The organism is Xenorhabdus sp. NBAII XenSa04 (assembly GCF_963866145.1).
GTDB classification, from domain to species: Bacteria; Pseudomonadota; Gammaproteobacteria; order Enterobacterales; family Enterobacteriaceae; genus Xenorhabdus; species Xenorhabdus indica.
This window is the reverse complement of record NZ_CAWMEB010000427.1, coordinates 1-24,998: the sequence shown is the minus strand read 5'-3', so window position 1 is coordinate 24,998 and position 24,998 is coordinate 1. Positions and strand designations below refer to the sequence as shown.

Genomic DNA, 24,998 nt, shown 5'->3' with positions numbered 1-24,998 from the left:
ACAGTTTCTCCGCCTGCTCAAGGTGGGACATGCTCTCCACGGGAATGGTATTCCCTGAGTTGCAGTACCACTTTCCGAGCACCTTTTGTACAAATCCCTCTTTGTCTCCTACGAACTGATCAGAGCCAAATACCCCACTGGTCGGTGAGCGTTGAATGACAGAAATCGGGTTCACAAAGCTGGCAAGAGTAGTCATAGTTGTGGCTCCATGTTCGTCAGGGAACCACCAGCCCAGGGGGTAGAGATTCCCCAAGGGTTAAGTTGAATGCTGTTTGTTTGGGGAGGCCAGCTACCTCACAGTTCACTCTCATCAGAGAGCAAAAACTTGCTTTCCGAGGGGCACAAAACTTTCACATGTGAAAGTCGATGCCACTTGGAAAGCAGGGGGGATTACCCCCCCGCTTTAACCCGCGCTAAGCGGTTCAGGATAGACTTTACGCCTTCCCTTATCCCTGATGGATCGTAATCGGCTTCATCGCAGCAGACCACAAATGAGAATGGATGCACCTCGTCGGACATCACCCAAGCCATCGTTTCCTGCTTGATTTCACTTCCAGCTCGACCATCGGCCAGGATCCTAAGGCTATGCCATAGAAGCCCATCACGCAATTGCCTTACCTAACCATCAGTCCATTCTAGCTTTGGCTCAAATGGAATAACCTCCGCGGTTTTCGGCTCTTCGTCCAAGAAGAAAAGCGGCAGCTCAAGCTGGTTTTCCTTCTGGATCATCTTCACTGCGTTCATGATGGCTCCTTTCACGGGCACCATGCCCCCACTAGGGCATGAAGCCCCCAGTGGGGTTACAGTCATAGTTACTTCACGCCTGCCAGTCGAGAATTAATGTTCTCTTCCAGCCAACCTTGAAGCGATTCAAGGTCACGCTTGTCTTCCAGATTGCTGGCTTTACGTGCGTCTTCCGACACAGCGCTCAACATGGCGTTAGCCTCAGCAAGTGATTCGACTTGTTCCCAGGGAACACAATCGTTTGACTGTGATCTGTCATGGTCTTCTCCTTTGAGAATGGAGGACCGTCTCCCATCAGGAAGATCGGCCCCGAAGGTTAAAAGTAAAAATCCTCCAGCTCTTCATGGTCCGGCTTTTGCTCGACAGACCGAAGCAATTCAGCTTCGTCAGCGAACTCAAGCTCAGGATGAAAAGCGGGATGAAATCCTCGATGCCAGACTGGACGGTCGTTATCGAGGTCTAAGTAGCAGTGCCTTCCACTGGCCGGGTGATAACAGTAAAGCCACTGTCTACCACTGACGGTAAACGGCTTCTCTGCACCTCCACATGCCGGTACAAGGTTATCTGCTGCTATATGCGCTACGCGTCCATAAACTCAGTCCTCGTCTTCGTCATCACGAACACAAAGATCACGAGCAACTATTTGCAGCTATCAACGCATAATCGTTGCCTTGCCATCTGCTTCCATGAACCAGCCGACAGGGCACTCCAGGATGCGATGCTTCACGACATCTCGCTCTGAATACCCCTCTCTAACGGCTTGCTCCAGCATTTCCCTCGACATGCCCGGAGGAGTGATTATCTCCATTTCTTCGATTTCACTTCCGATCTCGACCATTCCAATCAGGTCAAGCTGGGTCATGTCCGAATCCAGAGAGCAGTCAATTGCTGACTGTATGATGCCTTTGTGGGCCAGGCCCAAAACCGACTTAATCGTTGAAAGCAGAGACTCGGCTTCGCTTTCGATTTGTTCCAGAATGTCTTTCCACTCCCAGTGCTCAAACGGTTGCCAAATGACCAGATCATCAGGCTCATCTCCCCGTTCTACGCACTCCGACAAATACTCATAAGCCTTGTACCAGTTCTCTTGCTGACCCAGTTCCCTGAGCACTTGAGCAGTAACATGACCGTATGCGATTTGTTCAACTTTGGTATTGATAGACATAGTGTTTCTCCTCGAAATGGGCAGAGGAGCCCACCCGCAGGGAAGGCCCCTCCGGATGGGTTAAATTTCCAAGGTCACATCGGCTTTTGCTTTAGCGCAGCAAACCAACACTTCCCCTTCATTTGACAAATGCGATGGGTGTCTCGTCATAGGCCACTTGACCTTTGAGGAGGCGAACCCGGCACATGCCACAAAAGCCACTGCGACAATGCGTTTTAACAGTGAGGCCTTTGTTCTCTATTTGTGCCAACAGAACATTGTTGCTGAGAAGACAGGGCGATGAGGCAACGTCGTTACGACGAAACACCAACAGCTTTTCATGGGCGATACGTTCCACCAGGCTGGCAGGTTGTAATAGTCCCCGTCGCGCCTCAGGTTTCCCATGAGGATTCCGTAGTGCCCTCCTCGCTCGCAGGCGTCATGAATATTCATAACGGCCAGCTCCAGAGCTTCAACGAACTCCGGCAGGCTCATGCGACTCATATCCCATTTATTGGGCTCGCCCCACTGCTTACCGGAATACTGGATCATGACCCAGTAGGGAGGATGCCACCAGATAAGATGAGCTGGCTCTCCCAGGAACGAAAGGAAGTCATCCCGCAACAGATTGAAACCCTGATGCAAGTCTGTTCCTTTGAAACAGATACCAAGTTCATTGGCAACGTCGATACTGGAGCCGCCCCCAACACTGGGATCGGCCACCAGCCCGTTCGGCTTTCTCATGTAAGACTCGATGAAGTCTTTGACGATAAAGCCTGAGTAGTTACCTCGGTACTTGTTGTTTCCGTAAGGCCCCCTGTTTTCGTAGGAGCATACTGATGATTTGAACATGGCGTCCTCCATCATAGATGGGCGCACCATGCTCCCATCAGGGGCAGGTTCGCCCCTAGTTAGGGATTAAAATCAAGCGTTCTCTGCATACCACCAACTAAGGCGATTGCAATCACGGGAGAAAACAACCTTATCGGGAGCCTTCATCATGACCACATCACCTTCGCAGTAGGTGCATAGCTCAAGCGTCGCTTCATTTTTCCAAAAGGCACTGCAACCCGATTCTTTATACACAACCTCCCATTTAGGATGTCGCAAATACCGATGGAAGAAATCGAGGGTGTCACCGTAAGGGAAGTTAAAGCGCTCCATCACTGAACCATTTTCAGTCAGTTCAGGCTTAACTTTGCCGGTTTTTAAGCGCTTCTTGATGATGCGCTGAATCCAACGAAGTCGTGCAAACAGCCGCTTAGTGTCTTTCTCGTACCACTGGGGATTACGCTTGCTCCAGTAGAGCTTGGCGAAGATTTCCCCGGACAGATCCTTCATCTGGTTTTCGTTGAGCTCATCAAGAAAACGTCGAGAAGGTTTGTCGTAGTCAAGAACGGCTTCCAAAGCTGATAGGTTTTTCATAGGGATTCCTTATTGCTATTGCGGAGCCCCGGCCCCACAGGGTTAATGATTGAACGTCGAGTTATCGAGGGTTCGTGAATCGAATGGCTTTACCAATGAAATCGGCCATCAGTCGATTTCCAGTAGAGCTGAAATAGCTCTGCCACTCTTTCCAACCACCCACGGATTCCACCGAGCTTGGAGACTCGAAGATACCCCAGATACGCATTTCACAACTTCGCTCCAAAACTCGGTTTACCTGGTCAACCAAGTATTCCTTGTTTTGCAATGAAGAGAGGTTGCAAGGCATCTGCATGATCAGCTTTTCAGCTTGCTCGAAGTCGATTTTTTCAATCAACCCCGTGCGGGTATCCACAGAGAATGGGGCCACCTGCTGGCCGTGATTAGAGCACAACTAAGATCGGATTAACGCCAACTTCCGCTGGCACCAAAACGCTGCCGCAAGATCGCAACAGCCAAACCAGACGTAAACCATCGAATCGCTCCAGAGACTCTACATCGGTAGTGATGTCATCCTGGTAGATTTCCGGCAGCTTATGTTCGGCGGCAAGAGAGATCATTACGGATTTGAGATTGTTCAGATGAGACATGTGTGTTCCTTAAAGTAACTTGGGCACACAGAGCCTGTCAGGCGCCGTGCGCCCTTAGGCTGAGGTTGAATGCTGTTTGTTTTTGGCGACCAGCTATCGCACATTTCGCCCTCAGGGAGGACAAAATTCACTTTCTCAGCAACCCTCAGTGAAGGCATCTGAGAAAGTAGGACGGTATTCCCTCCTCACTTTGATTGTTCCACGAGAGCTGTGTGAACAGGAGCGCTCAAACTGCCCTTTTCGGGTGCAAAGCTCAAAGACGCATCAACCAGCACGTATTTTCAACTCTTCGATCAGGTTCTCAGGGGCCTCGCAGTACAAGCCAACAAGGCATCGAGACTGACCGGCTTGTTAAAGCTCTTGTTTGACCAGGAATCACCAACTGATGACTTTGCCCAGTCGATTGCTTGCCCAAGACTGTGGAACTGCCGTCTGCCTGTGTATCCCATACGACTATCCAAGGTGACTCCCTGGAACAGTCTCCAATGCATTGGAGGGATTGTTTGGCAAGCAGTAAGAAAGGCGTATCAGGCGCTGTGGCCCTTCTATCCTTGTTCCTATGATACAAGTCCAAGAATAGATGGAATTGATTCATAGACTCTCCAATAAAAACGGCCATCCCAGAAGGGATAGCCGTTTGTCGTTTCACTTCCTGTTAGGCCGCAAAAGCAGTCAATGACCGCTCCATCAACTTAAACAGTGTGCGTTGCAGAGCTGCCGCGTCATCAATGACAATGTTCTTTTGGAACAGTCCTGATACTGCGGTAGTCTCTACCCCTATGCCGATCACCTCAACATCGCTTCGTTCACAAAGGTCAATCACAGAGCGACATGTCGGGGCGCTTTGAGGCTGCCCGTCAGTCACTACGATCAACATTTTCCGCTCTTCACGGGTCTTGGTGAGCTCAAAAGCTGCATACCACATAGCTTCCGCCATAGGCGTACCGCCAGTTGCTTTGAACCCAAACCGACCGGCCCGATTCTGAACCGTATCTCCATGCTTCACGACATTGAACACTGGTTGGTTCCGGTTGCCACCAAAAAAGGTAACTGCCGGGTTTACACCGGGGATCGCTTCCAGAGCCATCGAAATAGCCAAGGACGCTTCCCGCGCAATGTCTTGACGCTCCTGTCCATTAGCAGCCTTGTAGGCCATCGAGGAGCTCATATCAACCAGGATGTGAACCGCCGTGTTAGGGCGCTTCTTGGCTTCCGGCTTGAGGAATACGCGGGTATCGCCCGTCACGACACTATGTAGTTTTCGAGCATCCACACGCTTCCCTGAGCGTTGGTTACGGTGAGCAACTCGCTGGCTGGCCTGGACCAATCCGTAAAGCTGCGTTCTGATCTTTGAAGTGGTGCTCTTCACGTCCCCCACAAGGCTTTTGCCAACAGCAGGATTGTTCTGGGTGTCCACGGCGGAACGAACAGTCATATAGCTATTATCGCCCTTATCCTGAGCCACCCGGTTGAGCTCGGCTTTAAGTGCATCATGCGCGTCACCGCGCAAGTCACCGGCATCGGCATTCAGAACCTGCTGGAGCATTTTGGCCGCGTCTTGTTTCGCCGTGTCAGAATTACCACCAGCCTGGCTTTGTCCTGCCTTACTGCCACCATCAGAATCCGACTTACCTTGGTCGCCTTGTCCTTTCGGATCAGACTTCCCGCCAGCATCGTCTTGCTTCTGGTCATTGCCTTGCTGATCACCCCCATTGGCACCAGGTCCTTGGTTTTGATCGTTACCACTTCCACCCTGATTGTTCTGAGGTTGGTTGCCACCAGCATTCTGCTGATTGTTACCATCCTGACCATTCTTGGGCTTCTGCTCTTCTTTCTCCTTTTCCTCCTCAATCATTTTGATGATTTGATCGGCCAAGGATGTTACCTCTGCGGTGGACTTCGTGTTCACAGCCTTACGCAGCAAAGCGTTCAGCCGAACAACAACACCTTGAGGAAACACGCGCTCGAATACGGTGGTAGCCGAATCGAGATAGGGTTGAAGGACGGATTGCCCTACAGCCTTGGTTTGCAGCCAGTACAAACAGAACCCGGTCAAGATGGAGGCTGGAGCCTCTTTATCTGTGACGTGCTCGTAATGGCCTGCTTGAGCCATATAACGAGCGACTTCATTCAGGGTCTGTGAAGTACCGGGGAAGAGCTCCATCATGGCGCGTTCAATGCGACAGTCCTCCAAAACGTTGGACAACTCAGCATGAAGGCCTCTGCGACGTTCAACACCAAAATCCGTAAAACGGACGTGGGCAGCTTCATGGGCCAAATATCCCCAGACAGCATCCATGTGCGGATAGTCGTCAGGGATATTCGGAACCACGATGGTCTTACCATCAGTGTATGCGTCACCGTTACCGATTGCGACTTTGACACCGAGTTTTTCACCATAGGCTGCGGCCACGATTGGTAGAGCGTTGTAAATAGTGCGTTTTTTGGACATATATTTTCTCCTGGTTGGGAAGAAGATAGTCCACCCTTGGAGGGAATGGCTATCCCCTCTGGGTCGGTTTAGTTGAAGTGACTATTAGAAGAAATAGTCGCCATCATCGTCAGTTTTAGGCAGCTCCTGGTTGAGAGGCTCCTCAGTGGGTTCCTCTTGGATAGGCTCCTGCTCTACCGGAGTTTCCTCAGGAAAAACAGACTCATCCTCAACTTCAACGCACCCTTCTTGAACAGCTTCACCGGTATTGGATTCATCTTCCGATTCACCCTCGCCTCGTTCTGCAAAATTCTTGAAGAAGTTGTCGATGTCTTCATCCAGGTCAACAGCGTTACCACCGCTGTTGGTCTGTTCGGATTGAACAGAGCCAGTACCACCTACCTGCTGCTTGGTTTTGTCGCCCTCGGGTGCTAGAGTAGACTCACCTGCTTTATCGCTTTCGTATTCGGCTTTTTCATCTTTAGAACGGTCCCCCATCTGGGTTTCCGAACCGCCAATGTCATTAGCCATACCCTCTACTGTGATCGAACCGTTGGCATACTGCTCGATGCGGTCTCTCTCGCTCATGATCAGCACGGCGGCCACGACCTGATAAAAGAAAGGCGCAACGATGTATCGACCATCGGCATGTTGCTCGTATCCCCGGAGGGTTTGGTCGAGCAGCTTGACCAGAGGGTTAAAAGCGCTGTTCAAGAAGCTAAGTCCATCCACTTTGTCGCGGATATTACGGAGTGTCTGCCGAGTCGTAACCGCACATTGGTCTCGACCGGCTAGGCGTTCCATATAGAACTTGTTCGCTTCCTGAACCACTTCGGAGATGAGATCGTCACCCAGACGTTCAACCTTACGGTTAAGACGCTTGGCGTTGGCCTCATCTTCGTTCACAGGCTGGATCATGAACACCTGATACTCAAAGCCAATTCGTTCCTCGACCGTTTCTTTTGGAAGGGCTCCGGCACGGATAGCTCGCTCATACTCAGGGTTCTCATGACACCATTCATCCACGGCTTTGTTGTAACCGTTGATGAAATCCTGTTTTAGTTGGTTGAACTGAAAGCTGATGTCATTCAGCTTGTTACAGATTTCATCGGTCTTGCTGACGGGGACGGCAAATCCGTTCATGAACGGCATACCGAATTTCAGCAGGAGACGACGAGTTTCTGTTTTCAGGCGGTGAAAGCCTTTCAGCTTCGCCGGATCACAGATTTTCTTACTTCCCAGTTGAGCTACTTTCTCAGGTGGAATTTCACCACCCTCGCCCAGCTTGAGATCAGATGCAGACAAACGGGTTTGTCCGCTCCAAATGTCAAAGTCAACGTGGATAACACAGAGGCTTTGTAGATGGTTCACTTTAGTCATGATGCACTCCAAATAGTTGGGGGCGCACCACGTCCCGAACCGGGCGGATGCGCCCGGTAGGGCCAGTAAATTAACGTTAATTTGCTGTTTGTTTTTGGCGACCAGCTATCGCACTTTTCGCTCTCCGAAGAGAACAAAATCTGCTTTCCGTTGGAGACTCTCAGAATCCCCAAGGGAAAGCGGGGGAAGATCCCCCACTTACCAGTAGTACGTTTCTACTTCTTCCGGCAAATCATCAAGAGGAGCAAGCACGTCCTCATCGACAATGTATCGTGGTTTCACCGAACCAGTAACCGTAACACGGCACCGTTCTGATGACTTCTCTCTGTACTGGTCAACATCCTCAGGCTTCACACCTGATGCCTTATCAGCCAACAGCTTTTTGTAATCTACCCGTCCAGCTGCTTTGTATCTCGTCACCATCACACCGCAGTAGTCTGCATGGAAGTATTCTCCCATTAGTGACTTCATGGTTTCGAGATGAGGTTTTTGTCGTTCTTGAAGCTCAGTCAGTCGCTGTTTCAGCTCCTGAATCTCAGCGTCATAGAGGCGATATTCCTCAGCAGCAGCAATCCAGCGATTGACCTCTTCACCTTGCGGTATATACAGGTCTCTCTCCGGATCTTTATCGGGCTCCTTCTTATCCACTACCTGTTGCCAGAACTTTTTAGCCTCGGCCAAGATTTCTTGAATCATGGCTTCGTCTCGGAGTATTGGGAACTCCTGGATCTGACCTTCAAAGTAGAAGACTAACCAGCCTTGCTTGGCACCCGTTACCAGGAGTTGGTGTTGCACCTGCGGGTAATAAAGCTGGTATGCCTTGCTGTTTGCTTTCTCAGCACAAACATCTTCCCAGACAGTCGCACTCGGGCTTTTCAGCTCGACGGACTCCCCGTTATCTCTCAGTCCATCCAAGGAGGCCCTCATGAGCGGGTATTGAACCGATTCGACACAGGCGGGGAGCAGCATATCATCATACTTCTCCTCGAAAGCACGTCTTGCGGCATCTTCGTTTTCTATCCCCCGGCGAACCAGCGGATTAAGACTCAGATCGACTTCACGCGCATACCCAGTCTTCTCAGCCCACAATCTCCATCGTGTTTTGTACGGAGATCGATTGAGCAAGATAGCGGCGTCAGTAGCTGTTACACCTTGACGCCGCCAATCAAGCCAATCTTCCTCGCGTTGCGATAGGTTGACTATTTTCATGGACCTCTCTCCAGTGATTAGGAGGGAGATCTCCCCCAGCAGGGGAGTCCCCCCCGTTGGGGTTAGTAGTAATGCCCTTCTGCGCCCTCCTCTTCTGCTACGGGGATCATGTCCTCGTCACTCAAAGGCGGCACGTCTTCGGCACCAGATTCCGCATTCGCAGAACCACCAGCGGTGGACTCTTGCTCGTGCGCTTCCTGGTAGTTAGGTTTCGGCGGCTCCATTTGATCCATCTCCTTCTCACGAAGGAACTGAGTCGCATATTGCAGTTCCGAACCCTCATACCGTCCCTTCACATACTCATGCGCCGCAGACCATGCTTTTTCAGCAATAGCGCGATTTGCGAGTTTGGTCAGGATCGGGTCAAGCTCTTTGTGCTCAATAGCCAAAGGCTCCTGGCTATTAACTTGAGTCGGTGAAGGGAGATTGGCAATAGCCGGGTTAATGGCCGATGCCTGCTCCATTTCACGGATGCGTTCAGCTTCATCCTGGTCGTAAATACCAGAGAAACCGAAAGCGACACGAGAACACTGGATCAGTGACTTGTGCCGGAGTTGGCGCTTGGTGTGTGTTTGCCAAGGACCAGTGACAACATAAGGGCCATGTTGCCCATTTTTCTGCACCGGTTCTCGGTAAACTTCGTCAATGAACTCCTTGATCCGGATAGGGCGAGATCTGTCCTTACGGTAAATCACGCATTCTATCCACTCAGGGCACTCAACGTTTGCTCCTTGCATTCTGACCATCTTATCCGCATAGACGAACTCGACGCCATCATACTGGGGATGATCGTTGATGATACGGCTCCAACCATCAACACCTACCACCGGAATAATCCCGTTCTGCTTATCAGGAAACGCATAGATTTCCCGAGTGAAAGGGTTCAAACCGTATTGTTCAGCCACGATCAAGAGCGTCATCATCTGCTCATCGGTCGGGGCGCTCCCATCTCGCTGTTTGAACGCTGTAGCCTTCAACGTGTCATAGAACTTCCGGGTGTCTACACCAAAACGTTCTGCGATACGGGTTACAAGAGATTTGCTATCAGACATGGTGTTTCTCTTATTCACGAATGAACGATTCGAGGACACCATGACCCCCCTCGGGGCATTGGTGCCCCCGTAAGGGTTAAAAAAAGTGATCCTCTTGTTCGGCGTCGATCTCTGCCAGGCGAATCAGCTCAGATACAAGGCCAAGCCTTTCTGCATCTGCTCTTACTTCGTCGTAGCTGAAACCAAACCGTTCAATGAGGGGTTTTAGTGAATCAAAACGCTTGTAGTCGAAGGAGTCACCCTGTTCATCACAGAATGCCACCAGCGGCTTATCTACGTTTGAAAAGTCATCCGCGAAACGCTGTTGCAGGTAAACCAACATCAGCAAGGGTTTGTACCCATGTTCCGGTCGGAGTTCACCAGCGCCTTCCAGCGTAGCCGGATGGATAGTGTTCTCGCCTAGTCCAGAGCTAACCCCAAGCTCATAACCGCTGTCAGTACGCATCAGCACACTGGGAAGTAAGTCGTTTGAGCCTTCATTCCGAGCAACCTCAAAGCCAATCAAACCGGCTCCTTTGGCAAACACCCCGGCAACAAAACCTTTGAAGAGGTTTATATCACCTGGAGGTAACTCAGATGGCGGAGATAACAGCCAGTTGAGAGATCCCAAACTGGCTGTTTGTTCGGCTGAAACATTCCCCCATTCCAGCACCGTCTGTGTCTCTGCGTTTACCAGCACCTCATCCAGAAAGGTGTACCCCTGGCTGAGAAACTGTGACACATACCGGCTTTCTTTGTCCTTGTAGGACATAGGGATCATGTCCGGGCCGTTAGCTTCAAAAGGTCCTTCGAGCTTTGTCTCAGACCAGTTTTCAGCTTTCCCATCAGTGACGGTTCGGCGTAGCTCGACCATCGTGAATTGGCCTGGCCCCGAGGAGCTGGGCTCCCGGAGCAGCTTGTAGCCAATAAAGACTTCCATTATTGCCGAGGTGAACACATCCAAGAATGTGTAACGACGGCACAAACAGTCATTTATCTTCATGCGTCACTCCTTAGCGCCATTGGTCCCCGAACACATCCTTCGCAACACGCAGGATGGCTTCGCGCTCCTCTTTGGCCGCACGGATAAGCAGAGCTTGATCCAGGGCGTATTCAAGGGCGTTTGGGGCACCACGGAACGCAAGAGACAGTTTCGCCCAACGCACCAATGTCCGGGTGGACATAGTAACGCTGATCTGACCATCTTCCCCGTTTTCACCGAGAAACAGCTTGCGGACCTGATTAGCAATCCGAACCATTCTCTTCCGTACATTTTCCGGAAGTTTCGGAGTAACACGGCCAAGAATGCTGAGTTCAGCTTCCTCACCCGCATACCCTACTTTGGTGAAACGATAGCGATCCATAGCCGCGAGGTTCTGCATCATCACCCCTTGGTACAGACCAGAAGCATCACCGGACCCCGTAGAGTTACCAGTAACGACCACACGAAACATCGGATGTGGCTTGATGATTTCCCCACCATTCTGAGCGATCACAAGAGGACGCCCCTCAAGGACATCGTTGAGACCAGCCAGCTCGGCAGGGTCGGCCAAATCCACCTCGTTGATGAGGAGAAGATGACCTTCACGCATAGCGACTGCCAGAGGTCCATACATGAACTTCATGACAGGTGGTTGACTAGGTTTTTCCGCGACCAGAGCATGATGTCCAATCAAGTCTGTCAGCTCCACCCGCCCGTGGGCAGTGATTTGCTGAACAGGCCAGTTGAGACGACCAGCGATCTCGGTGATACCTGATGTTTTACCAGACCCGGTAGGGCCGGTTACGAACAATGCGTCACCGCCAGGTTCTTTGAGATAGGCCAAAACCTCTCGCAGAAACTCTTTGCGGAAAACATAGTTGGTATCAGTGGCAGGGATGAAAGGGTTCGAGACGTCAGCGTAGCCGATGGCAATAACCTTCTCCGGAATGCTGGGCATACCGAAAACCTTGCTTACTGAAAATTGAGTGTATTGAGACATAGGTGCGCTCCTATAGTGACAGGCGCACCACGTCCCGAACCGGGCGGATGCGCCCGGTTGGGCTAGTAAATTAACGTTAATTTGCTGTTTGTTTTTGGCGACCAGCTATCGCACGTTTTCGCTCTCCGAAGAGAACAAAATCTGCTTACTGATGGCTTCACCATGAGTAAAAAGACTTTTTTGGAGCGAGGAGAGTAGCCTCTCCTGGAGGCTACTCCCTCAATGGACGAACATCACCACATCGTCGTCTTGACCAATGACCCCGGTTTCTTTGGCCTGCTTCGCTGTGCGCCTGGTAGGAGCTGGAATACAGTTTCGGATCAAATTTCACCTCGCGTCCATCAGCCAGATAGATGATGCCTACGTGATTGTCGTAAACATGAAGACATGAAGATGCTGTTGCATTCTACATTCCCTCTGTAGCTTGTCGTCAAAGCCAACTGACATCAGAAGACTTTGAGGACAAGCCACAAAGGCTTGACCAGAAAGAGAGGGGTTTCCCCCTCCCTTTTCGTTGACTATCAGCAGTAGCCAAACGATTCAGCGATTCTCACGAAAGGACGAGAGATTGCCCAACCAGTAGGGATACACATAGCGATGATAGCGATTTCCATGATGTTGCTCCTAAGCAAAAAAGGGGCAACATCCCCGTCGGGGTATGATTGCCCCAATGGGTTTGAAAGTGTCGAAGATTGCTCAGCGACAGTTATTACCAAACAAGTTCCTTGCCCTTACGAATGTAAGTCGGGATTTCGAGATAATCCCAATCAGGTTCTTGCTTAGCAACTTCTTGAACTTGAGTTACCTCAGGTTCAACGACTGCTTTGGCTTGCTCAGCCTTAGCAGCACGTTCTTTGATGACGGCCTGTACAGACCGCATTGCAGGAACTGCTAATTCGTTCCAAAGGAACAAACCGACACGCTGGAACACCTTAGCGAGGGCGATGAAGGAAAAAGCAAATACCTTTGCGCCGACGTACAGTGCGCCCAAAGATGCAAGCAGAACTACAATGAAAGTGATGATGTGCATGGTGTTGCTCCTATAAAAAAAGCAGGGGCAACACCCGAAAACCGGGAGAAGCCCCCGGTTGGGGTTAAGTAATGCCATACGGCATAAGACTAGATGCTGTTTGTTTTCGGAGACCAGCTACCTCACTTATGGCCGCAGAGCGACTAAGATGGTTCAAATATAGCTCACCTTTGCTCAACAGAAAACGCTGTAACTGTCCATTTTGGGCACTTCGGGATGTCAGGTTACAGATTGACCGCATTTATCCTTTCCTGTGCGTTTATCTGTACCTCAAACTTAGGAGTATTTCTAATGACAGAAGCACAAGCAGCAGTGAACACAAGCAACGACCGCAGCAACCACTACTCTCGCCCTGTTTTCAAGCAAGTCCTGAAAGTGAACAGCCTCCAGGCTCAGCGCGTTATGGAACGCAGCTTTGAGCGAGTTTCCAATTCTCTGTTCTCCATCGACGTTATCCTTCGCATCATCGGTGAGCAGGAAGAAATCGACCAGGTTGAAACTGTCATCCTGGAACACATCTCCAAGGTATCCGAAGATCTGGATAAAGCCACCGCCCAACTCAACAAGCTGATGGAAGACAACGGCATCGACATGATGCCCGGCTATACCAATCCGAACGAATACACCATCGAGATCAACTCCCCCCAAGTGGCCCAGTTCGCGCACTTGATCCGCAAGTTGGATACCCTGATGGGGATCGTTGACACACTCTGGTTAAACACCGTCCTGACCAGCAAGCAGCGCACCGACGCAACCTACCAGTGGCAACAGCGCCTCATCAAACTGGCAGGTCGCATCATCGGCATCGAGAAACGAGCTCGTATTTCAGCACACACCAAAGGCAAAGAAGGTGAAGTTGCCCAGGCCGCGCCTGAATCTGAAACTGGCGACAAGGAAATCGCAGACGAAGCCGAGAAAACGAAAGCAGCATAACCCAGCCCAAACCTTTTCCCCTCGCCTGAGGGGCTTTTTTTTGCCTTTTATGATTGCATTTTATGATGCCGTGATATTATCGAAGTAAATCAGATTCAACTCAGGCAAGAACGGAGAACAACGTGAAGAAAACATTAATCACCACCGTAGCTTTGGTTGTAGCAGCTCTGTCTGGCTGTGCATCTACCAGCAGCAACTACGAACCCTCAGCCTATAAAACCAACCACAGTCGCGCCTACAACATCGCAGAAGCTGGTGGCCTAGTAACTGGCATCCAGGACGCATCGGTTCCTCGTGACAAGCTGGAGCGCCTGACCGACACCAAAACGTCTGGTGCAGCATACGTGCTGTCTGGTTACATGTCACCGCAGCTCGGTATGACCGATTGGCAAGGTGGCTTGGTCAACCTTGCCAACTGGGCTATAGGCCCCAAACAGCATGGTGCTCGTAATAGCCTGATCGCTTGGATGCCTGCTAATGAAGCCGTTTCCCCAGCAGATGCTCAAGCCAAATTTCTTTCACATGTGAAAGTTTCCATCGAGTCAGCGCTGACCGATTTGGGTGCCGATTTCACGCTTCTGTATGACAAAGATGGTCGCCTCACCTATCAGTTCTACAAGAACGAATGGGGTTGCCCGACGTGGGTGAATGGACAAAGCAAGGTGGCTGACATGTGTTCAGTCAAGGTGAAGCTCGTGGAGCCCTGCATGGGTGCAGCTCCTGATTTTGTCTCTGGTGCTCAAGGTGCGGCTTATGCGTTTACATCAGGTCATGAGACCACATACAACTTTGTGAATGTCGGTAATGGAGCCACCAGCCACGCTCCTCAGCAAGCGATCTATGCAGCCATCAGCAAGCAGCTACCAGCTTGGGCCTACCTCTATCTTGCTCCGAAATCAGTGGAGCTGGAGAATGGTGACAAAGTTGCATTCCCTTACCTACTGGAGCAAGGAAAAGCTGAGCTATTTGTTTACCCAGAAGCGTAATCAATCGACATAAAAAAAAGGGGGGGGCCTTTCGGTAATACCGCTCGCTTAAGCACGAGCGGTATTAGGCCTTTCGACCCCCTTTTTTATCCCCCACCACCACCGCTCGTCGGAGCGCCAGTTTGAGGGTCTATACTATTTGTCGCCTCTTTTCGCTTCGCATCAATATCAATCCCCTCTAAACGTTCTAACGCTCTTTCCTGAGCATTTTTCCGCGTTCCGTCAATATTGAAATCGTTCCCTGAGCCTGTCAGGGAATCGAGATTTATTAAGTTTGGATCTGGGAATTTACCGTTCTGCTGCAATATCCCAAGCCACTCATCCAAATTAATTTTGCTCCAATCAATATCGGCAATTTTATCTAGTGGAATACCTTCACACTGAGGGTTTTTCGGGTCTCCAAAGTTTTGGCCCAATTGAGGGCGGATTTGCTCCTGAATAATGCGAGACAGTGGAGAGTTGAAACAGCAATAGGCCTCTCTCTTTTCAATGCAAGCGCCAAGTAACTTAGATTTACAATATGAGCCTACATAGGCACAATTCTTGAGCGCTCTCTTAGCATTCATTGTGAATTCTTGTTCTTCGCATTTGTAAATCATTTGAATCATCACCATTGTAACAACATAAATAGTATATATTGTCATTGCAGTACTAAGCCATGTAGTCGCCGTCTGCATCATCGCTTCGGCAGCCTGTTCGGATGCGGCGGCGGCAGCCTGCTCTGTTGCTGCATCCTGTCCTGCTGACTTCATGACATCCATCATCACTTTTTTAACTTGCTCTTTGAGCTGATCAATGAGCTGATCAACAAACTGCTCTACAGGTTGAAAGAAGGAATCTACAGCGCCAGACACGTTCTCAATGTAACTTGTGAATGGTTTGGTAATTTCTGTCCATCCTTCCAAAACTGGCTCTCGGAGGACTTGATAAGCACCTTTGAGGGCATTGCCATCTGTCAGCCCCATCACCGCACCGTCCAGTTTAGGAACCGCCATTATGAGATTTAGGTAATCAGCAAGAGAGATGTTAGTCGGTTTCTCACAGCAATCAGATACTCCTCCAACAGCAATTTTGCACTCGCCAGCTTCTCCGGCAAATGCAGAACAAATAACGTTCTCATCGCCGGTTGGATTGTCATCTCCATCCTGGCCGGTGCAACTCATATCCTGCGTCATGAACTGCGCTGCATTTAGTAATGCCGTGGCACGAGCGAAATCTGTATTTTGTGTCTTCGTCACATCGAGACAGTCGTCACCCATGCACCGTATAGGTCCGCCACATTGATATTCGGTTTCTTTTTCTAATGTCGGAACAGAAATGTCCGTGCCACAGTCATAGGTGTCTTCATGCACATAGCATGTACCAGAGGAGCCCTTCGCTCCATCGACACATTTTGAGCTGATAAAACCACATTGAGGATTATTCTCGTACTCCGAACAGCTATTCAAGTTACCGCCAGAATTGACTGGGCAGTGAGTTTCTCCTTGAGGGTCGGTCCAACAATCCATCTGACCTTTGTAAAAGTCATAGTCAGCTTTTACTCTTACTTTTTTACATAGTCGCGAAATATTTGGAAGTGGCGACGGCTTTAGCTGAGACTCACAAACCTTGATCCCGTTAACAACAGTGCAGCCACTTTCATCTGTTGGATCATCAATACAAGAAATCTCACCACTTGCAAATCCGTCAATAACTCCTTTGGCCGAACCCATACAGCTTTGTGGTGACCATTCATCTTTGGTGATTGCTTTCGCTGGGTCGTAGTGAATTCGAATGCGTCCATATCCTTCACCGCCTCCAGTTACAGATACACGGATTTTAAATGACACGACATCACCAGGGTCTACGCTTTTAAAGTTGCTTGTAACATCAGTGTTTGGGTTTGTTTCCCAACTAGTGTTCAGTTCGCATGATCCTGCCGTTTCTGGAGGGAAATTATTGTTAGGCCCTTGCCATACTTTCTTTTCCTGACCAGATTTTCCAACCCACACCTGCATATAATCGTCCCACTTAGCATACTCCAATACAGCGCTTGTGATTGCATCAGGGTTAGAAACCTGTACCCGAGTAAACTCTTCATAAACCGCGCAATGACCTCTCCAGTAGTTATCGCCAACACGGCCAATCCATAGCTCGGCACACCCCTCTCCACATGATTTAAGGTTGTATGGACCATCATAGTGTTTGACCACTGAAGCATCGTAATCATGAACAACTTCACAATCAGCACTCTGATCAACCACTCGCTCACAACGTTCATATTCGGGAATGTGAGTATTGATAGTATTTTGATTTATCGTTGTTTCAGCGGAACAATCACCGAACCCTTCCGCTATGAGATCCATGTCTTCGTAGGTTTTTTTGCTTAGGTTCAGAACTGGGTCATTACTGAAATCAGGACGTGACCTATTTGAGGCATCGAGAAGAACCTTATATGCAGCCCCTGAAATAGAAGGATCTGAGCTATTGGCGTCACTCCAAAGGGAACCCTTAGCGTTATTCCCCACGCTATCCATGTCATCGCCTGAGTCATAAACGCTTTGCAGGCTGCCTACGTCTGGTTTATTTGCATCAGGGAAATAGTAGCTATCCGGCTTATTGTTGCTGCCACTCGTACCAGGGAACAAGTCATTCACATTGAGCTGACTGCCTCCATCCATCTGGAACTGGCCGTCTTTCAATGTCGGCATAGAGATAGTGCCATTTTGAACGGTCCCAGAGCTCGATTTGAATGAGTTTGAGAGGTCTTGCCCGAAGGCCTGGGCCTCTTTACCCACCGCTGTGATGTCCGGGTCTTGGCTACCGTTAGCATAAGAATATATCGGCAGCACAGACATGGTTACTGTCAACATCGAGGCCACGACTCTCATAAAATAAATATGACTTCGCATTGTTTTCTCCAATTCAACCTTCCCATGCTATCTGAGAAGACAAAGGCCACCTGTACGTGTAGTGGCCCTTTTAGGGTATAATCGGGAACTCCCGTTCAAATTCGTTAGGTGCTGGTTAATTGTTACAGCAATCATTCCATCGCCAGATGGTGTAGATGGGATCCTGCCCAATTGCCGGTATAGTTCGCATCAGCCCCCAAGTTAGGGTGGATTCACCAATAACGTGAGATGAATTGGTTTCTGGAACCGGATGCAACAGCGTGAATTTGTACTGCGTTTTGGGAAGTGTTGGGCTGATAACGCCTCTACACATAGCCTCAGAGCCCATAGTCTTCCATGCAAGCCCACGGCGATGCAAAGCGGCCAGTACCCTTGTACTAAGCAGGCTGCTATCACGAATTACACCTTTTCCACCGTTCTGGTTGCCACTAAACGGATACAAGGTGCCCCATGAGCCTGCACACCAGAAAAGCTGTTTTAGGGGTTTTCCTGCGGTTGATGAGACTGCATCAGCAGTACACGCAGCAGCAGCGATTGGATTAGCAACAGCCGCAGCTTCTGGATTAGTGAAAAACGCGAGCTCATCATTATTCCAGGTCGGGTCTAACTCAGACATGTACATTATGTCGAGATCCATATATCCATCGGCGTTACACGTCTGCTTGATAAACAAATCGAGCATCACCAACAAAGGGAACGCATAGTAGTGATAGTGCATGAACGACCCGTCACCACCATCCATATCCCCCATGCCGTGATGTCCTTGGTTAGTTCGGTCAAACGGGAACCTGACACCATTCAAGACAGATGAGCAACCAGGCACCCGCTGAAACTCTACAAGCCTGGCTGGCTCCCACATCGAAGTGGTAACACCGGGTCGAGGAACTCCGAGATTATCCTCGCACATGCACAGTGGGTTACTGACGGCTTCGCTCGGAAATGAGCCTCCACCGCCACTTATAGGAACCCCTGCTACTTTGATGGGGAAAATACAACTCCAGCAAATGTCTGTGATTAGCTTACCTCCGATAACTTCCGCATTCTGGCACCCAGGGTCAGCCGATACCGAGCTAACCCAAAAGACCGCGCTAACGGCCATAATCCGTAGAATTTTTTTTATCATGGTAAGGCCCTTACGTTATTCAAATGTTTCTCCATGACAGCAGGCTTCCCGTGATAGAAACCTTGTTGCCACGACAGCCCAAGTAATTTGGCACTCTCCCCCAATGGACAGGTTTCTACCTGCTCAGCAATAAGCCGAATGCCTTTTCGTCGGCAGTGGAGGCTGGCCGGGTAATCTTCAAGTGAACGAAGTCTTCTCGCGTCAAACTTGCAATAGCGCCAGTCATAACGGTTCAGTCGCTCCAGAGAAGAGTTCTTGTCTCCGTAGTCATCCAGAGCCAGCTCAACTCCTATTTCGGTCAGAGCATCCCATCTCGATGCGAGAGAGGTATCCTGAATGCCCTCAGTGATCTCGATGACAAGCCATGATGAGTGATTCTTAGCAATGGCTTGGATAACCCGTGTCTATGCTTTGAAAATGACGTCTGAGTACAAAGTCGGTTCGGAGACATTCAGAAAGAGAGTCGGATACCGAACCAAACAATGATGACGGTTGTCCTGAATGAATTTCGCTACCTCCATGTCCACCAGCTCCCAGTGAGGCGGAGATAGCAGAGTAAATGGCGTAAGAACCCGGCCTTCGTCGTACCAACAAGCCAGTACCTCAGCAGCGACAAACGAACCTATGCCGACGTCTTTAATTGGTTGGAAAACTGGGGAAAAAATCATTCATCGCCCTCCTCAGCAAGCTCGCGGACGACAAACTTCTTGCCTCTGGCGGTAATTACGCTTGGAGTGTGCTCCAGCTCGAATCGAGTAATCAGATCTGGCGTTAATAGATATACCGGCGCATCAAAGTTGTCGGTGACACTCTTGTAGGAGTCCCAGCCTTTGTCTTTGTCGAACTCGGTAGCGATGTAGGTGATCCGCTGTACTCCAGGCTCCTGCTTGATTTCAGGCAACTTCTTGGCGAGCAGCTCCATTTGCTTTTTGTCCAGCGGGTCGAAAACCACGACAGCTTGGGTGAATGGCCGCGTTCCCAGCTTGCAGACTTCTTTCGGATCGCACAACGGGTTGATCACTTCACCCGCGTGAGCTAACACAGTGCCATCCGGAGTGCTGATGTCACTGGTGATCATGACGCTGGGGTCAATCTCTCTGGTTCGAGCCTTGGTAGCTCTGGGCAGCTCATTGAAGTTCTGTTTGGTCCAGAAGCGTTCGACAGCCTGTTTCTTTTTCTCTTCCCAGTCGATATTGGCAAGGCGTTTCTTGGCAACATCAATAAGATCAGGTTCACCAATTTCCTCTACCGGCCCCTTAACACCGAGATCACCCTTCTCACCGTTATCGACTTCCCGAGCGAGCCATATCGGATCGGACAAACCAGATACTTGGGCGACCACATTTGGATGCTCCCCTAGCAACGGTTCATCTTCGACCATCACAATCGCAGGGACGGCTGTGATTTTGTAAGTTTTAAACAATATGGGGTTGATGATGATGTTCGGCACAGGGTCTTTCTTGGCCGCCAGCGCCTGGATAGCCTTTACCCCCTGCCCCAAGTTCATTCCTTCCGGAATACCACGGAACACAACCACAGCATCAGGCTGACCTGACACTGCCGTTAAAATATCATCTAACCCCTGGTCGCCAAGAGAAAGGGAGGCGAAAACCAGTATCCGATGGTCGGTGTAGATACCCTTCTCGGCCTGCTTGCGTTGCATTTCCTTTAGCGTCTGGTTGGTAGACTGGAGCTGCTTGAAAAACGTCTTGGCTTCGGCCTGAGCCTCGTCCATGTGTTGGTTTTGCAACAGAGACAGTATTTCCATCTTCTGGGCCTTTTGGGCTATCTGCTTTCCTTGTTCAATAAGCGCCCTGTCCTGCTCTGTAAGCGGGGATTCTTGAGCGAAAACCCTACCAGCTACAGAAAGCATCAATACCGTCAGAACGGTCTTAGAACAGGGGATATGCGCGGCCAATGATCTGATCATTTTTCACAGTCCCCCAGTAGCGTGAGTCGAAGCTGAATGGGCTTTTGCCCATAAACCAGTAGTTGTCATCTTTCAAAGTGGCCTTGCCGTAAAAATGGCTCTCTGGCAAATGCAGTTTCCCTGCAAGCTGGAGTCCTTCTCCGACGACATCACCGTTGACGGTGATCTTCCAATTATCGTTGATCTCCACTTTATCCCCCGGCATCCCAGTTAGGATTTTGATCATGCGAGTTCCGTCCTTGTAAAAAGGCTGCATGTTCTTAGCGTGGAAGGCGTAAACCACCCCTCTCTCTAGCGACTGGTCTTTCAAGTCGATGAGGAAGAAGGTGTAACCCGGTAGGCACTTCTCCTGCTGAGGGTCAATGCCAATGCGGTATCGGCTGGCAAAGGCCGCACTAGCAGCCCAGAGAACCAGTAACGTGACACCGGCCTTAACCGCGAAACGCTTCCAGGATTCTTTTTTGACGAAATACTTCTTGAGTGAAAACTTCATTTCAGCACCTCCTTTGGGAGGTACACATCACTTGGCGCACCAACAACGGCGCTTGCATCAAGCACCAAATACCCCGCGTCTTTCAGCTTCAAAATCGCGTTATTGGTATTAACCATCAGTTTTTCCAACTCCTCCTGAGAGGCCCCAGCAGGATACGCAGACGCAATTTTGGCAAAATCGACCACGACCACAGGCGGGGTTTGATTTAATCGCTCATGGATGCTTGCCGTTTGTTCGTTCATCACGTAGTAGCTACCGCCAAAGCCTCCAGCGGCACCAAGAACGGCAGCGATTGCGATTGATTTAATGTCCATTAAAGTCTCCCTGGTTATGCAGCCTGTTTACGGCTTCGCATCACGGCTTTGATAGCCTCAGGGATGCTCATGCCTTGTTTCACAAACTGGTCGATGGCGTTAACGTCCACCGGATCTGTCGAATACAACAGCTTCTGGAAGTCACCCACTATCAAGCGTCCTACCCCCATACCGCTCTTCGATTTGATAAAGATTTCTGAGTACACGCCCTGAATGGTATGTACCGTCTTGAGGGTGTGGAACCCGCCCTCGGAAAGGGTCAGACGACCGCTACGCTTAACGGATTCCACGGTTTCTTCGGTTTGGCCGAGCAGGTACATGCTGGCCGAGTTCTCTGCGATGGCACGGCCTACAGCGTTTTCATAAAGGTCGTTGATCGACTGGGTTGCAATAACAACGGAACCGCCGTACTTACGGAATTTACGGTAGGCGTGTTCCATGAAGACCGAGACCTCTCCCTCTTTGAGCAGGTCCCAGGCCTCATCCACAATAACGACCTTCTTGCGGTTACGTTCACCCAAGAATACTTCCTGCTGGATCTGGTAAATAAGCTGGAGCAGCACAACCTGACGCAGGTGTTTACGCCCTTGCAGCTCATCGAGCTCCAATACAGTGAATTGGTTCTGGAAGCTGACGTTGTTCTTGCGAGAGAAGTATTTCCCGTAGCTGCCCTGCGACGTAAAGGCGTAGAGTTGCTGACCAATATCCTTGAGGCGCTGGTCGTTTTCTTCTTCCAGACAGCGCTCAGCGATGTCGTCAACCTTCATTTCTTCACCTTTCTCTTCCCACAGGAGAGAAAGGACCTGTTTCAACGCTGAGATTTGCCATTCATCCAGCAGGCCTTTAGCCGATGCCATTGCACAAACGAGGCTGACAATCGCGTCTTCTTCGTCTTCATAGCTCTGTATGAGCTCGAACGGGTTGAGACAGACGTGCGTCCCTTCCTCAAAGTGAACGAAGTCACCATTGAGCATTTCCGACAACTTCTGGTAGGACTTACCGGCATCAATAACCCAGACCTGAGCACCCTCGGACAGATAGGAAAAAATCAGTTCGTTGGTAAGGAACGATTTACCCGAGCCGGATTCGGCTGCTATCACCAGGTTCTTGTTGGTATTACTGTCGTGAAGAGACAGACTCATGAGCTGGCCGTTGCGGGAAATCAGCGCAGCATGATAAGTCCCAGTCCCTTTCCACTCCCCGAACACTGGCAACACTACGGCAGCCTGCTCGGTTGTCATGGTCTTGTAGCGGAACAGGTCTCGCACTGCATCACGATCGGTACAGAATGGCAGGCAGTTGAGGAACATCGGCAGAGCAACAAACTTATCCTCCATCAGCTCGAACCGAGATTCACGCCAGATGTTTCGTGCGGCTATCGCCGCTGCTTCAACACGTTCCTTGGTTGGAGCAAACAAAACCACCGAGTAGGTGATCTTGACGGGCTTGGCCCCCTCTTTCATGGACTCATAGAGAGTGTCGAAACTCTCCTTTTTGTCCGCCAGCACCGGCACGAATTTGAGCATCGGCCCGTAGGCTTGGTTTACTGTGAATTGGCGTTTGCGCTCCAGAGTGTTTTTCGTACTTTCGGCCTCAGGGAAAAACACATTCGTCACGACCATGTAGTTTTCTTTGATGCTGGAGTTACCGCCGCTGAGATCCCCTGCATAGGTCAACGCATCACCGAAATAGAAAACATCAGGCAGCTTCTTCGCGGACATGACTTTCGCGTGGTAATCACCCAGCCTGAGGCCGTTTTTACTGACTTCCACACCGGTGACGTAATCGAAAATTTGCTCGCAGATGGGCTTATCCATTTCCCAATTCACGGCATCATGTCGCCATGACGCATCCGGCCCCCAGTTCAGGATGGTGCTTATGATCCTGATGTAGTTCACCGCAGTCATTGTTCGTGGGCGCAAGCCAACAGTTTGAAGTGACGACTCTACCTTCGTGCGGAGTTGGTCGAGCTGCTGGAGTTCGCTTTCACTCGGGGTGTTACCCTTGATAGGCACTTTGCAAGTAACGAACAACTTTAGGTCCTGAATCAGACCGTTGTCGTAGATACCTTTGTCGGTCCTGGCCAATATACGGTCTGTGGTGTGGTGCTGAAGGAAGTTGATTCGTTCCTTGATAACAGATGTCAACAGCTCGTGACGGAAGCCATCACGCAACCCCATCATCCGGTACATCTCCTGATTTATGTCCGGGGAGCGGAACAGAACAAACTGGAGTGTGCTCTTCGACGGAAACTCCTGATTCAGGAAGCCATTCATTCGTTCCTGGACTTTCTCGTCAGCGCCACACAGGGGCTCACATATGAAACCAAAGCCAGCGCTGTAGTCATCCATAAGGAAAACGTGATCGTCTTCGTCATAGGCTAAAACAGGAATAATCCCAGCAGCTCGCAAGCGCTCCGGGATCAACGTTTCTTCAAATTTCTTTTTGATGGTTACGATCATTCAGCACTCTCCAACCATGATTTCAGGTTTTTCGGACGTCCCTTGCTGACGCGGCCATCTGGTGCAACAACGAACGGTACGCCTTCAATCCCAATGAAATGGGCTGTCAGAAGCGTTTGATCGTATTGGCCGGGGTCACAGGTTTCTTTTGAAGGAAGCGAACCTAGTGTGTTGTTCATGAACGCATCGAGCGCGTGGGTTTTGTCTTTCGCGCAGTACAAGTCCTTTGCAAGGCGGTTGGACTCAGCCCCCAGGGCAGGGATCACGACAAACTTGAAGGTGTACTCATCGACCAGCGACTTTGATTCATCCATGAGCTTGTGGCAAACAGCACAGCGGGGATCGACAATACCACGACCTCTTTGTCCCCTCGCCCCATTGAGAGGGTGTTCAGCGTGTCCACGTCCATCCCCATGCTCTTGAAGTGGATACGCTCTGCCACATCGCGCATCTGGGACATCGTGTTGAGTGGTTTCTTGCTCCACAGGTCGTAGATTTGCCCTGAAATGACAAAGCGCCCGTTTTCGGAGAGGAACATGATCTGTCCGTCACTCTGGACGGCCCGGACCCCCTTGATGGGCAGCTTCACGATGTCCTCTATCTTTGCCGCTCTGGGATCGGTGATTTCCAATTTCGATGACGCATGAGCAGTGCCGGTGATAATCCCGAACACCATCAGCGCCCCAAGTAATTTTGTCCGCATATCTATCCCCTAAGATTGGATTACTGGATGCTGGGCAGTGTATCCGGGGGATGGAAATAGACTCGCCTCTGTAATAGCCCAATTTGGACAACTCCAGCGCGATACAAAAAAAGCCCGGTCTGAACCCTGTCTCTTGATCACATCTATAGCTCAAGAGACTGTGCAAGCAAGTAACCCTCAAGGAGGGTTTGTAATAT

29 protein-coding genes and 1 pseudogene are annotated in these 24,998 nt (G+C 50.2%); 3 read left to right on the top strand and 27 right to left on the bottom strand.

Annotated elements, in window-relative coordinates; genetic code table 11:
• The 4 genes from AAC147_RS17855 to AAC147_RS17840 form a co-directional block, all read right to left on the bottom strand.
• Nucleotides 1–196 (bottom strand): hypothetical protein (locus AAC147_RS17855; RefSeq protein WP_047683363.1); only part of this gene is annotated, 196 nt, incomplete at its 3' end.
• A gap of 194 nt (nt 197–390) precedes the next feature.
• Nucleotides 391–519 carry a hypothetical protein gene (locus AAC147_RS17850; protein ID WP_255347678.1) on the bottom strand — a complete coding sequence of 43 codons (129 nt, stop codon included), beginning with the start codon at nt 517–519 and terminating at the stop codon, nt 391–393.
• A 99-nt stretch (nt 520–618) separates the two neighbouring features.
• Nucleotides 619–744, bottom strand: coding sequence for a hypothetical protein (locus AAC147_RS17845; RefSeq protein WP_255347677.1), 126 nt, complete (start codon nt 742–744; stop codon nt 619–621).
• 68 nt (nt 745–812) lie between these two features.
• Nucleotides 813–935, bottom strand: coding sequence for a hypothetical protein (locus tag AAC147_RS17840; RefSeq protein ID WP_262946471.1), 123 nt, complete (start codon nt 933–935; stop codon nt 813–815).
• Between AAC147_RS17840 and AAC147_RS17835 the strand changes: the two genes are divergently transcribed.
• Entirely contained in the window at nt 934–1,263 is a 330-nt protein-coding gene (locus AAC147_RS17835; protein WP_231571491.1) for a hypothetical protein, read from the top strand. The genes AAC147_RS17840 and AAC147_RS17835 overlap by 2 nt on opposite strands.
• 133 nt (nt 1,264–1,396) lie before the next feature.
• On the opposite strand, the gene AAC147_RS17830 is transcribed toward AAC147_RS17835, so the two are convergent.
• From AAC147_RS17830 to AAC147_RS17765, 14 genes are all read right to left on the bottom strand, one after another.
• Nucleotides 1,397–1,804 (bottom strand): hypothetical protein, encoded by a 408-nt coding sequence (locus AAC147_RS17830; RefSeq protein ID WP_231571489.1) that lies wholly within the window; start codon nt 1,802–1,804, stop codon nt 1,397–1,399.
• Between the two features lie 223 nt (nt 1,805–2,027).
• A complete protein-coding gene (locus tag AAC147_RS17825) occupies nt 2,028–2,216 on the bottom strand; it encodes a 2Fe-2S iron-sulfur cluster-binding protein (RefSeq protein ID WP_231571496.1) in 189 nt (62 codons plus the stop codon).
• Nucleotides 2,147–2,755 (bottom strand): hypothetical protein, encoded by a 609-nt coding sequence (locus tag AAC147_RS17820; RefSeq protein ID WP_197056395.1) that lies wholly within the window; start codon nt 2,753–2,755, stop codon nt 2,147–2,149. The genes AAC147_RS17825 and AAC147_RS17820 overlap by 70 nt, the downstream gene beginning before the upstream one ends.
• 57 nt (nt 2,756–2,812) lie before the next feature.
• On the bottom strand, nt 2,813–3,313 hold the full coding sequence (locus AAC147_RS17815) for a hypothetical protein (protein ID WP_047683357.1): 501 nt from the start codon (nt 3,311–3,313) through the stop codon (nt 2,813–2,815).
• Nucleotides 3,314–3,374: 61 nt separating this feature from the next.
• Nucleotides 3,375–3,668, bottom strand: coding sequence for a hypothetical protein (locus AAC147_RS17810; RefSeq protein ID WP_231571487.1), 294 nt, complete (start codon nt 3,666–3,668; stop codon nt 3,375–3,377).
• A gap of 28 nt (nt 3,669–3,696) precedes the next feature.
• Nucleotides 3,697–3,903 (bottom strand): hypothetical protein, encoded by a 207-nt coding sequence (locus AAC147_RS17805; protein ID WP_231571485.1) that lies wholly within the window; start codon nt 3,901–3,903, stop codon nt 3,697–3,699.
• 655 nt (nt 3,904–4,558) lie between these two features.
• Nucleotides 4,559–6,355: a VWA domain-containing protein gene (locus AAC147_RS17800; protein WP_047683355.1), complete on the bottom strand. Its 1,797-nt coding sequence runs from the start codon at nt 6,353–6,355 to the stop codon at nt 4,559–4,561.
• Nucleotides 6,356–6,439: 84 nt separating this feature from the next.
• Nucleotides 6,440–7,714, bottom strand: a complete 1,275-nt coding sequence (locus tag AAC147_RS17795; protein WP_047683354.1) for a DUF3150 domain-containing protein — start codon at nt 7,712–7,714, stop codon at nt 6,440–6,442.
• A gap of 198 nt (nt 7,715–7,912) precedes the next feature.
• Nucleotides 7,913–8,923: a YqaJ viral recombinase family nuclease gene (locus tag AAC147_RS17790; RefSeq protein ID WP_047683352.1), complete on the bottom strand. Its 1,011-nt coding sequence runs from the start codon at nt 8,921–8,923 to the stop codon at nt 7,913–7,915.
• A 62-nt stretch (nt 8,924–8,985) separates the two neighbouring features.
• Nucleotides 8,986–10,017: a phage recombination protein Bet gene (bet, locus tag AAC147_RS17785; protein WP_445286333.1), complete on the bottom strand. Its 1,032-nt coding sequence runs from the start codon at nt 10,015–10,017 to the stop codon at nt 8,986–8,988.
• 34 nt (nt 10,018–10,051) lie between these two features.
• Nucleotides 10,052–10,957: a hypothetical protein gene (locus AAC147_RS17780; protein WP_047683348.1), complete on the bottom strand. Its 906-nt coding sequence runs from the start codon at nt 10,955–10,957 to the stop codon at nt 10,052–10,054.
• Between the two features lie 10 nt (nt 10,958–10,967).
• Nucleotides 10,968–11,936 carry a CbbQ/NirQ/NorQ domain-containing protein gene (locus AAC147_RS17775; RefSeq protein WP_047683346.1) on the bottom strand — a complete coding sequence of 323 codons (969 nt, stop codon included), beginning with the start codon at nt 11,934–11,936 and terminating at the stop codon, nt 10,968–10,970.
• A 521-nt stretch (nt 11,937–12,457) separates the two neighbouring features.
• On the bottom strand, nt 12,458–12,652 hold the full coding sequence (locus AAC147_RS17770; protein WP_156115385.1) for a hypothetical protein: 195 nt from the start codon (nt 12,650–12,652) through the stop codon (nt 12,458–12,460).
• Nucleotides 12,646–12,966 carry a hypothetical protein gene (locus AAC147_RS17765; RefSeq protein WP_047683344.1) on the bottom strand — a complete coding sequence of 107 codons (321 nt, stop codon included), beginning with the start codon at nt 12,964–12,966 and terminating at the stop codon, nt 12,646–12,648. Before AAC147_RS17765 ends, AAC147_RS17770 begins: the two co-directional genes overlap by 7 nt.
• A gap of 291 nt (nt 12,967–13,257) precedes the next feature.
• On the opposite strand from AAC147_RS17765, the gene AAC147_RS17760 reads away from it, so the two are divergent.
• The gene (locus AAC147_RS17760; RefSeq protein ID WP_052189623.1) at nt 13,258–13,899 is read left to right on the top strand and encodes a hypothetical protein; all 642 of its coding nucleotides are present in this window, start codon (nt 13,258–13,260) and stop codon (nt 13,897–13,899) included.
• 122 nt (nt 13,900–14,021) lie between these two features.
• A complete protein-coding gene (locus AAC147_RS17755; protein WP_047683342.1) occupies nt 14,022–14,885 on the top strand; it encodes a hypothetical protein in 864 nt (287 codons plus the stop codon).
• An 86-nt stretch (nt 14,886–14,971) separates the two neighbouring features.
• Here the strand turns inward: AAC147_RS17755 and traN are convergent, their stop codons facing one another.
• From traN to AAC147_RS17710, 9 genes and pseudogenes are all read right to left on the bottom strand, one after another.
• A complete protein-coding gene (gene traN / locus AAC147_RS17750) occupies nt 14,972–17,776 on the bottom strand; it encodes a conjugal transfer mating pair stabilization protein TraN (protein WP_047683341.1) in 2,805 nt (934 codons plus the stop codon).
• 115 nt (nt 17,777–17,891) lie between these two features.
• Entirely contained in the window at nt 17,892–18,899 is a 1,008-nt protein-coding gene (locus tag AAC147_RS17745; protein WP_047683339.1) for a TraU family protein, read from the bottom strand.
• Nucleotides 18,896–19,567, bottom strand: a pseudogene (locus AAC147_RS17740) (EAL domain-containing protein). Before AAC147_RS17740 ends, AAC147_RS17745 begins: the two are co-directional and overlap by 4 nt.
• On the bottom strand, nt 19,564–20,829 hold the full coding sequence (locus tag AAC147_RS17735; RefSeq protein WP_047683337.1) for a TrbC family F-type conjugative pilus assembly protein: 1,266 nt from the start codon (nt 20,827–20,829) through the stop codon (nt 19,564–19,566). The pseudogene AAC147_RS17740 and the gene AAC147_RS17735 overlap by 4 nt, the downstream one beginning before the upstream one ends.
• On the bottom strand, nt 20,792–21,322 hold the full coding sequence (locus AAC147_RS17730) for a S26 family signal peptidase (protein WP_047683335.1): 531 nt from the start codon (nt 21,320–21,322) through the stop codon (nt 20,792–20,794). The genes AAC147_RS17735 and AAC147_RS17730 overlap by 38 nt, the downstream gene beginning before the upstream one ends.
• Nucleotides 21,319–21,636: a hypothetical protein gene (locus tag AAC147_RS17725; protein WP_047683333.1), complete on the bottom strand. Its 318-nt coding sequence runs from the start codon at nt 21,634–21,636 to the stop codon at nt 21,319–21,321. The genes AAC147_RS17730 and AAC147_RS17725 overlap by 4 nt, the downstream gene beginning before the upstream one ends.
• Nucleotides 21,637–21,650: 14 nt before the next feature.
• A complete protein-coding gene (traC, locus tag AAC147_RS17720) occupies nt 21,651–24,098 on the bottom strand; it encodes a type IV secretion system protein TraC (protein ID WP_052189622.1) in 2,448 nt (815 codons plus the stop codon).
• Nucleotides 24,095–24,412, bottom strand: coding sequence for a hypothetical protein (locus AAC147_RS17715; protein WP_231571481.1), 318 nt, complete (start codon nt 24,410–24,412; stop codon nt 24,095–24,097). Before AAC147_RS17715 ends, traC begins: the two co-directional genes overlap by 4 nt.
• Nucleotides 24,361–24,801 carry a disulfide isomerase DsbC N-terminal domain-containing protein gene (locus AAC147_RS17710; RefSeq protein WP_231571480.1) on the bottom strand — a complete coding sequence of 147 codons (441 nt, stop codon included), beginning with the start codon at nt 24,799–24,801 and terminating at the stop codon, nt 24,361–24,363. Before AAC147_RS17710 ends, AAC147_RS17715 begins: the two co-directional genes overlap by 52 nt.
• Nucleotides 24,802–24,998 lie beyond the last annotated feature (197 nt).

Excerpts from the sequence above, each read along its gene's own strand:
- AAC147_RS17850 (WP_255347678.1), bottom strand. The coding sequence starts at position 519 with ATGTCCGACGAGGTGCATCCATTCTCATTTGTGGTCTGCTGCGATGAA.
- AAC147_RS17845 (WP_255347677.1), bottom strand. The coding sequence starts at position 744 with ATGAACGCAGTGAAGATGATCCAGAAGGAAAACCAGCTTGAGCTGCCG.
- AAC147_RS17835 (WP_231571491.1), top strand. The coding sequence starts at position 934 with ATGGCGTTAGCCTCAGCAAGTGATTCGACTTGTTCCCAGGGAACACAA.
- AAC147_RS17840 (WP_262946471.1), bottom strand. The coding sequence starts at position 935 with ATGTTGAGCGCTGTGTCGGAAGACGCACGTAAAGCCAGCAATCTGGAA.
- AAC147_RS17820 (WP_197056395.1), bottom strand. The coding sequence starts at position 2,755 with ATGATGGAGGACGCCATGTTCAAATCATCAGTATGCTCCTACGAAAAC.
- AAC147_RS17815 (WP_047683357.1), bottom strand. The coding sequence starts at position 3,313 with ATGAAAAACCTATCAGCTTTGGAAGCCGTTCTTGACTACGACAAACCT.
- AAC147_RS17805 (WP_231571485.1), bottom strand. The coding sequence starts at position 3,903 with ATGTCTCATCTGAACAATCTCAAATCCGTAATGATCTCTCTTGCCGCC.
- AAC147_RS17800 (WP_047683355.1), bottom strand. The coding sequence starts at position 6,355 with ATGTCCAAAAAACGCACTATTTACAACGCTCTACCAATCGTGGCCGCA.
- AAC147_RS17795 (WP_047683354.1), bottom strand. The coding sequence starts at position 7,714 with ATGACTAAAGTGAACCATCTACAAAGCCTCTGTGTTATCCACGTTGAC.
- AAC147_RS17790 (WP_047683352.1), bottom strand. The coding sequence starts at position 8,923 with ATGAAAATAGTCAACCTATCGCAACGCGAGGAAGATTGGCTTGATTGG.
- bet (WP_445286333.1), bottom strand. The coding sequence starts at position 10,017 with ATGGTGTCCTCGAATCGTTCATTCGTGAATAAGAGAAACACCATGTCT.
- AAC147_RS17780 (WP_047683348.1), bottom strand. The coding sequence starts at position 10,957 with ATGAAGATAAATGACTGTTTGTGCCGTCGTTACACATTCTTGGATGTG.
- AAC147_RS17775 (WP_047683346.1), bottom strand. The coding sequence starts at position 11,936 with ATGTCTCAATACACTCAATTTTCAGTAAGCAAGGTTTTCGGTATGCCC.
- AAC147_RS17765 (WP_047683344.1), bottom strand. The coding sequence starts at position 12,966 with ATGCACATCATCACTTTCATTGTAGTTCTGCTTGCATCTTTGGGCGCA.
- AAC147_RS17760 (WP_052189623.1), top strand. The coding sequence starts at position 13,258 with ATGACAGAAGCACAAGCAGCAGTGAACACAAGCAACGACCGCAGCAAC.
- traN (WP_047683341.1), bottom strand. The coding sequence starts at position 17,776 with ATGCGAAGTCATATTTATTTTATGAGAGTCGTGGCCTCGATGTTGACA.
- AAC147_RS17745 (WP_047683339.1), bottom strand. The coding sequence starts at position 18,899 with ATGATAAAAAAAATTCTACGGATTATGGCCGTTAGCGCGGTCTTTTGG.
- AAC147_RS17735 (WP_047683337.1), bottom strand. The coding sequence starts at position 20,829 with ATGATCAGATCATTGGCCGCGCATATCCCCTGTTCTAAGACCGTTCTG.
- AAC147_RS17730 (WP_047683335.1), bottom strand. The coding sequence starts at position 21,322 with ATGAAGTTTTCACTCAAGAAGTATTTCGTCAAAAAAGAATCCTGGAAG.
- AAC147_RS17725 (WP_047683333.1), bottom strand. The coding sequence starts at position 21,636 with ATGGACATTAAATCAATCGCAATCGCTGCCGTTCTTGGTGCCGCTGGA.
- traC (WP_052189622.1), bottom strand. The coding sequence starts at position 24,098 with ATGATCGTAACCATCAAAAAGAAATTTGAAGAAACGTTGATCCCGGAG.
- AAC147_RS17715 (WP_231571481.1), bottom strand. The coding sequence starts at position 24,412 with ATGGATGAATCAAAGTCGCTGGTCGATGAGTACACCTTCAAGTTTGTC.
- AAC147_RS17710 (WP_231571480.1), bottom strand. The coding sequence starts at position 24,801 with ATGCGGACAAAATTACTTGGGGCGCTGATGGTGTTCGGGATTATCACC.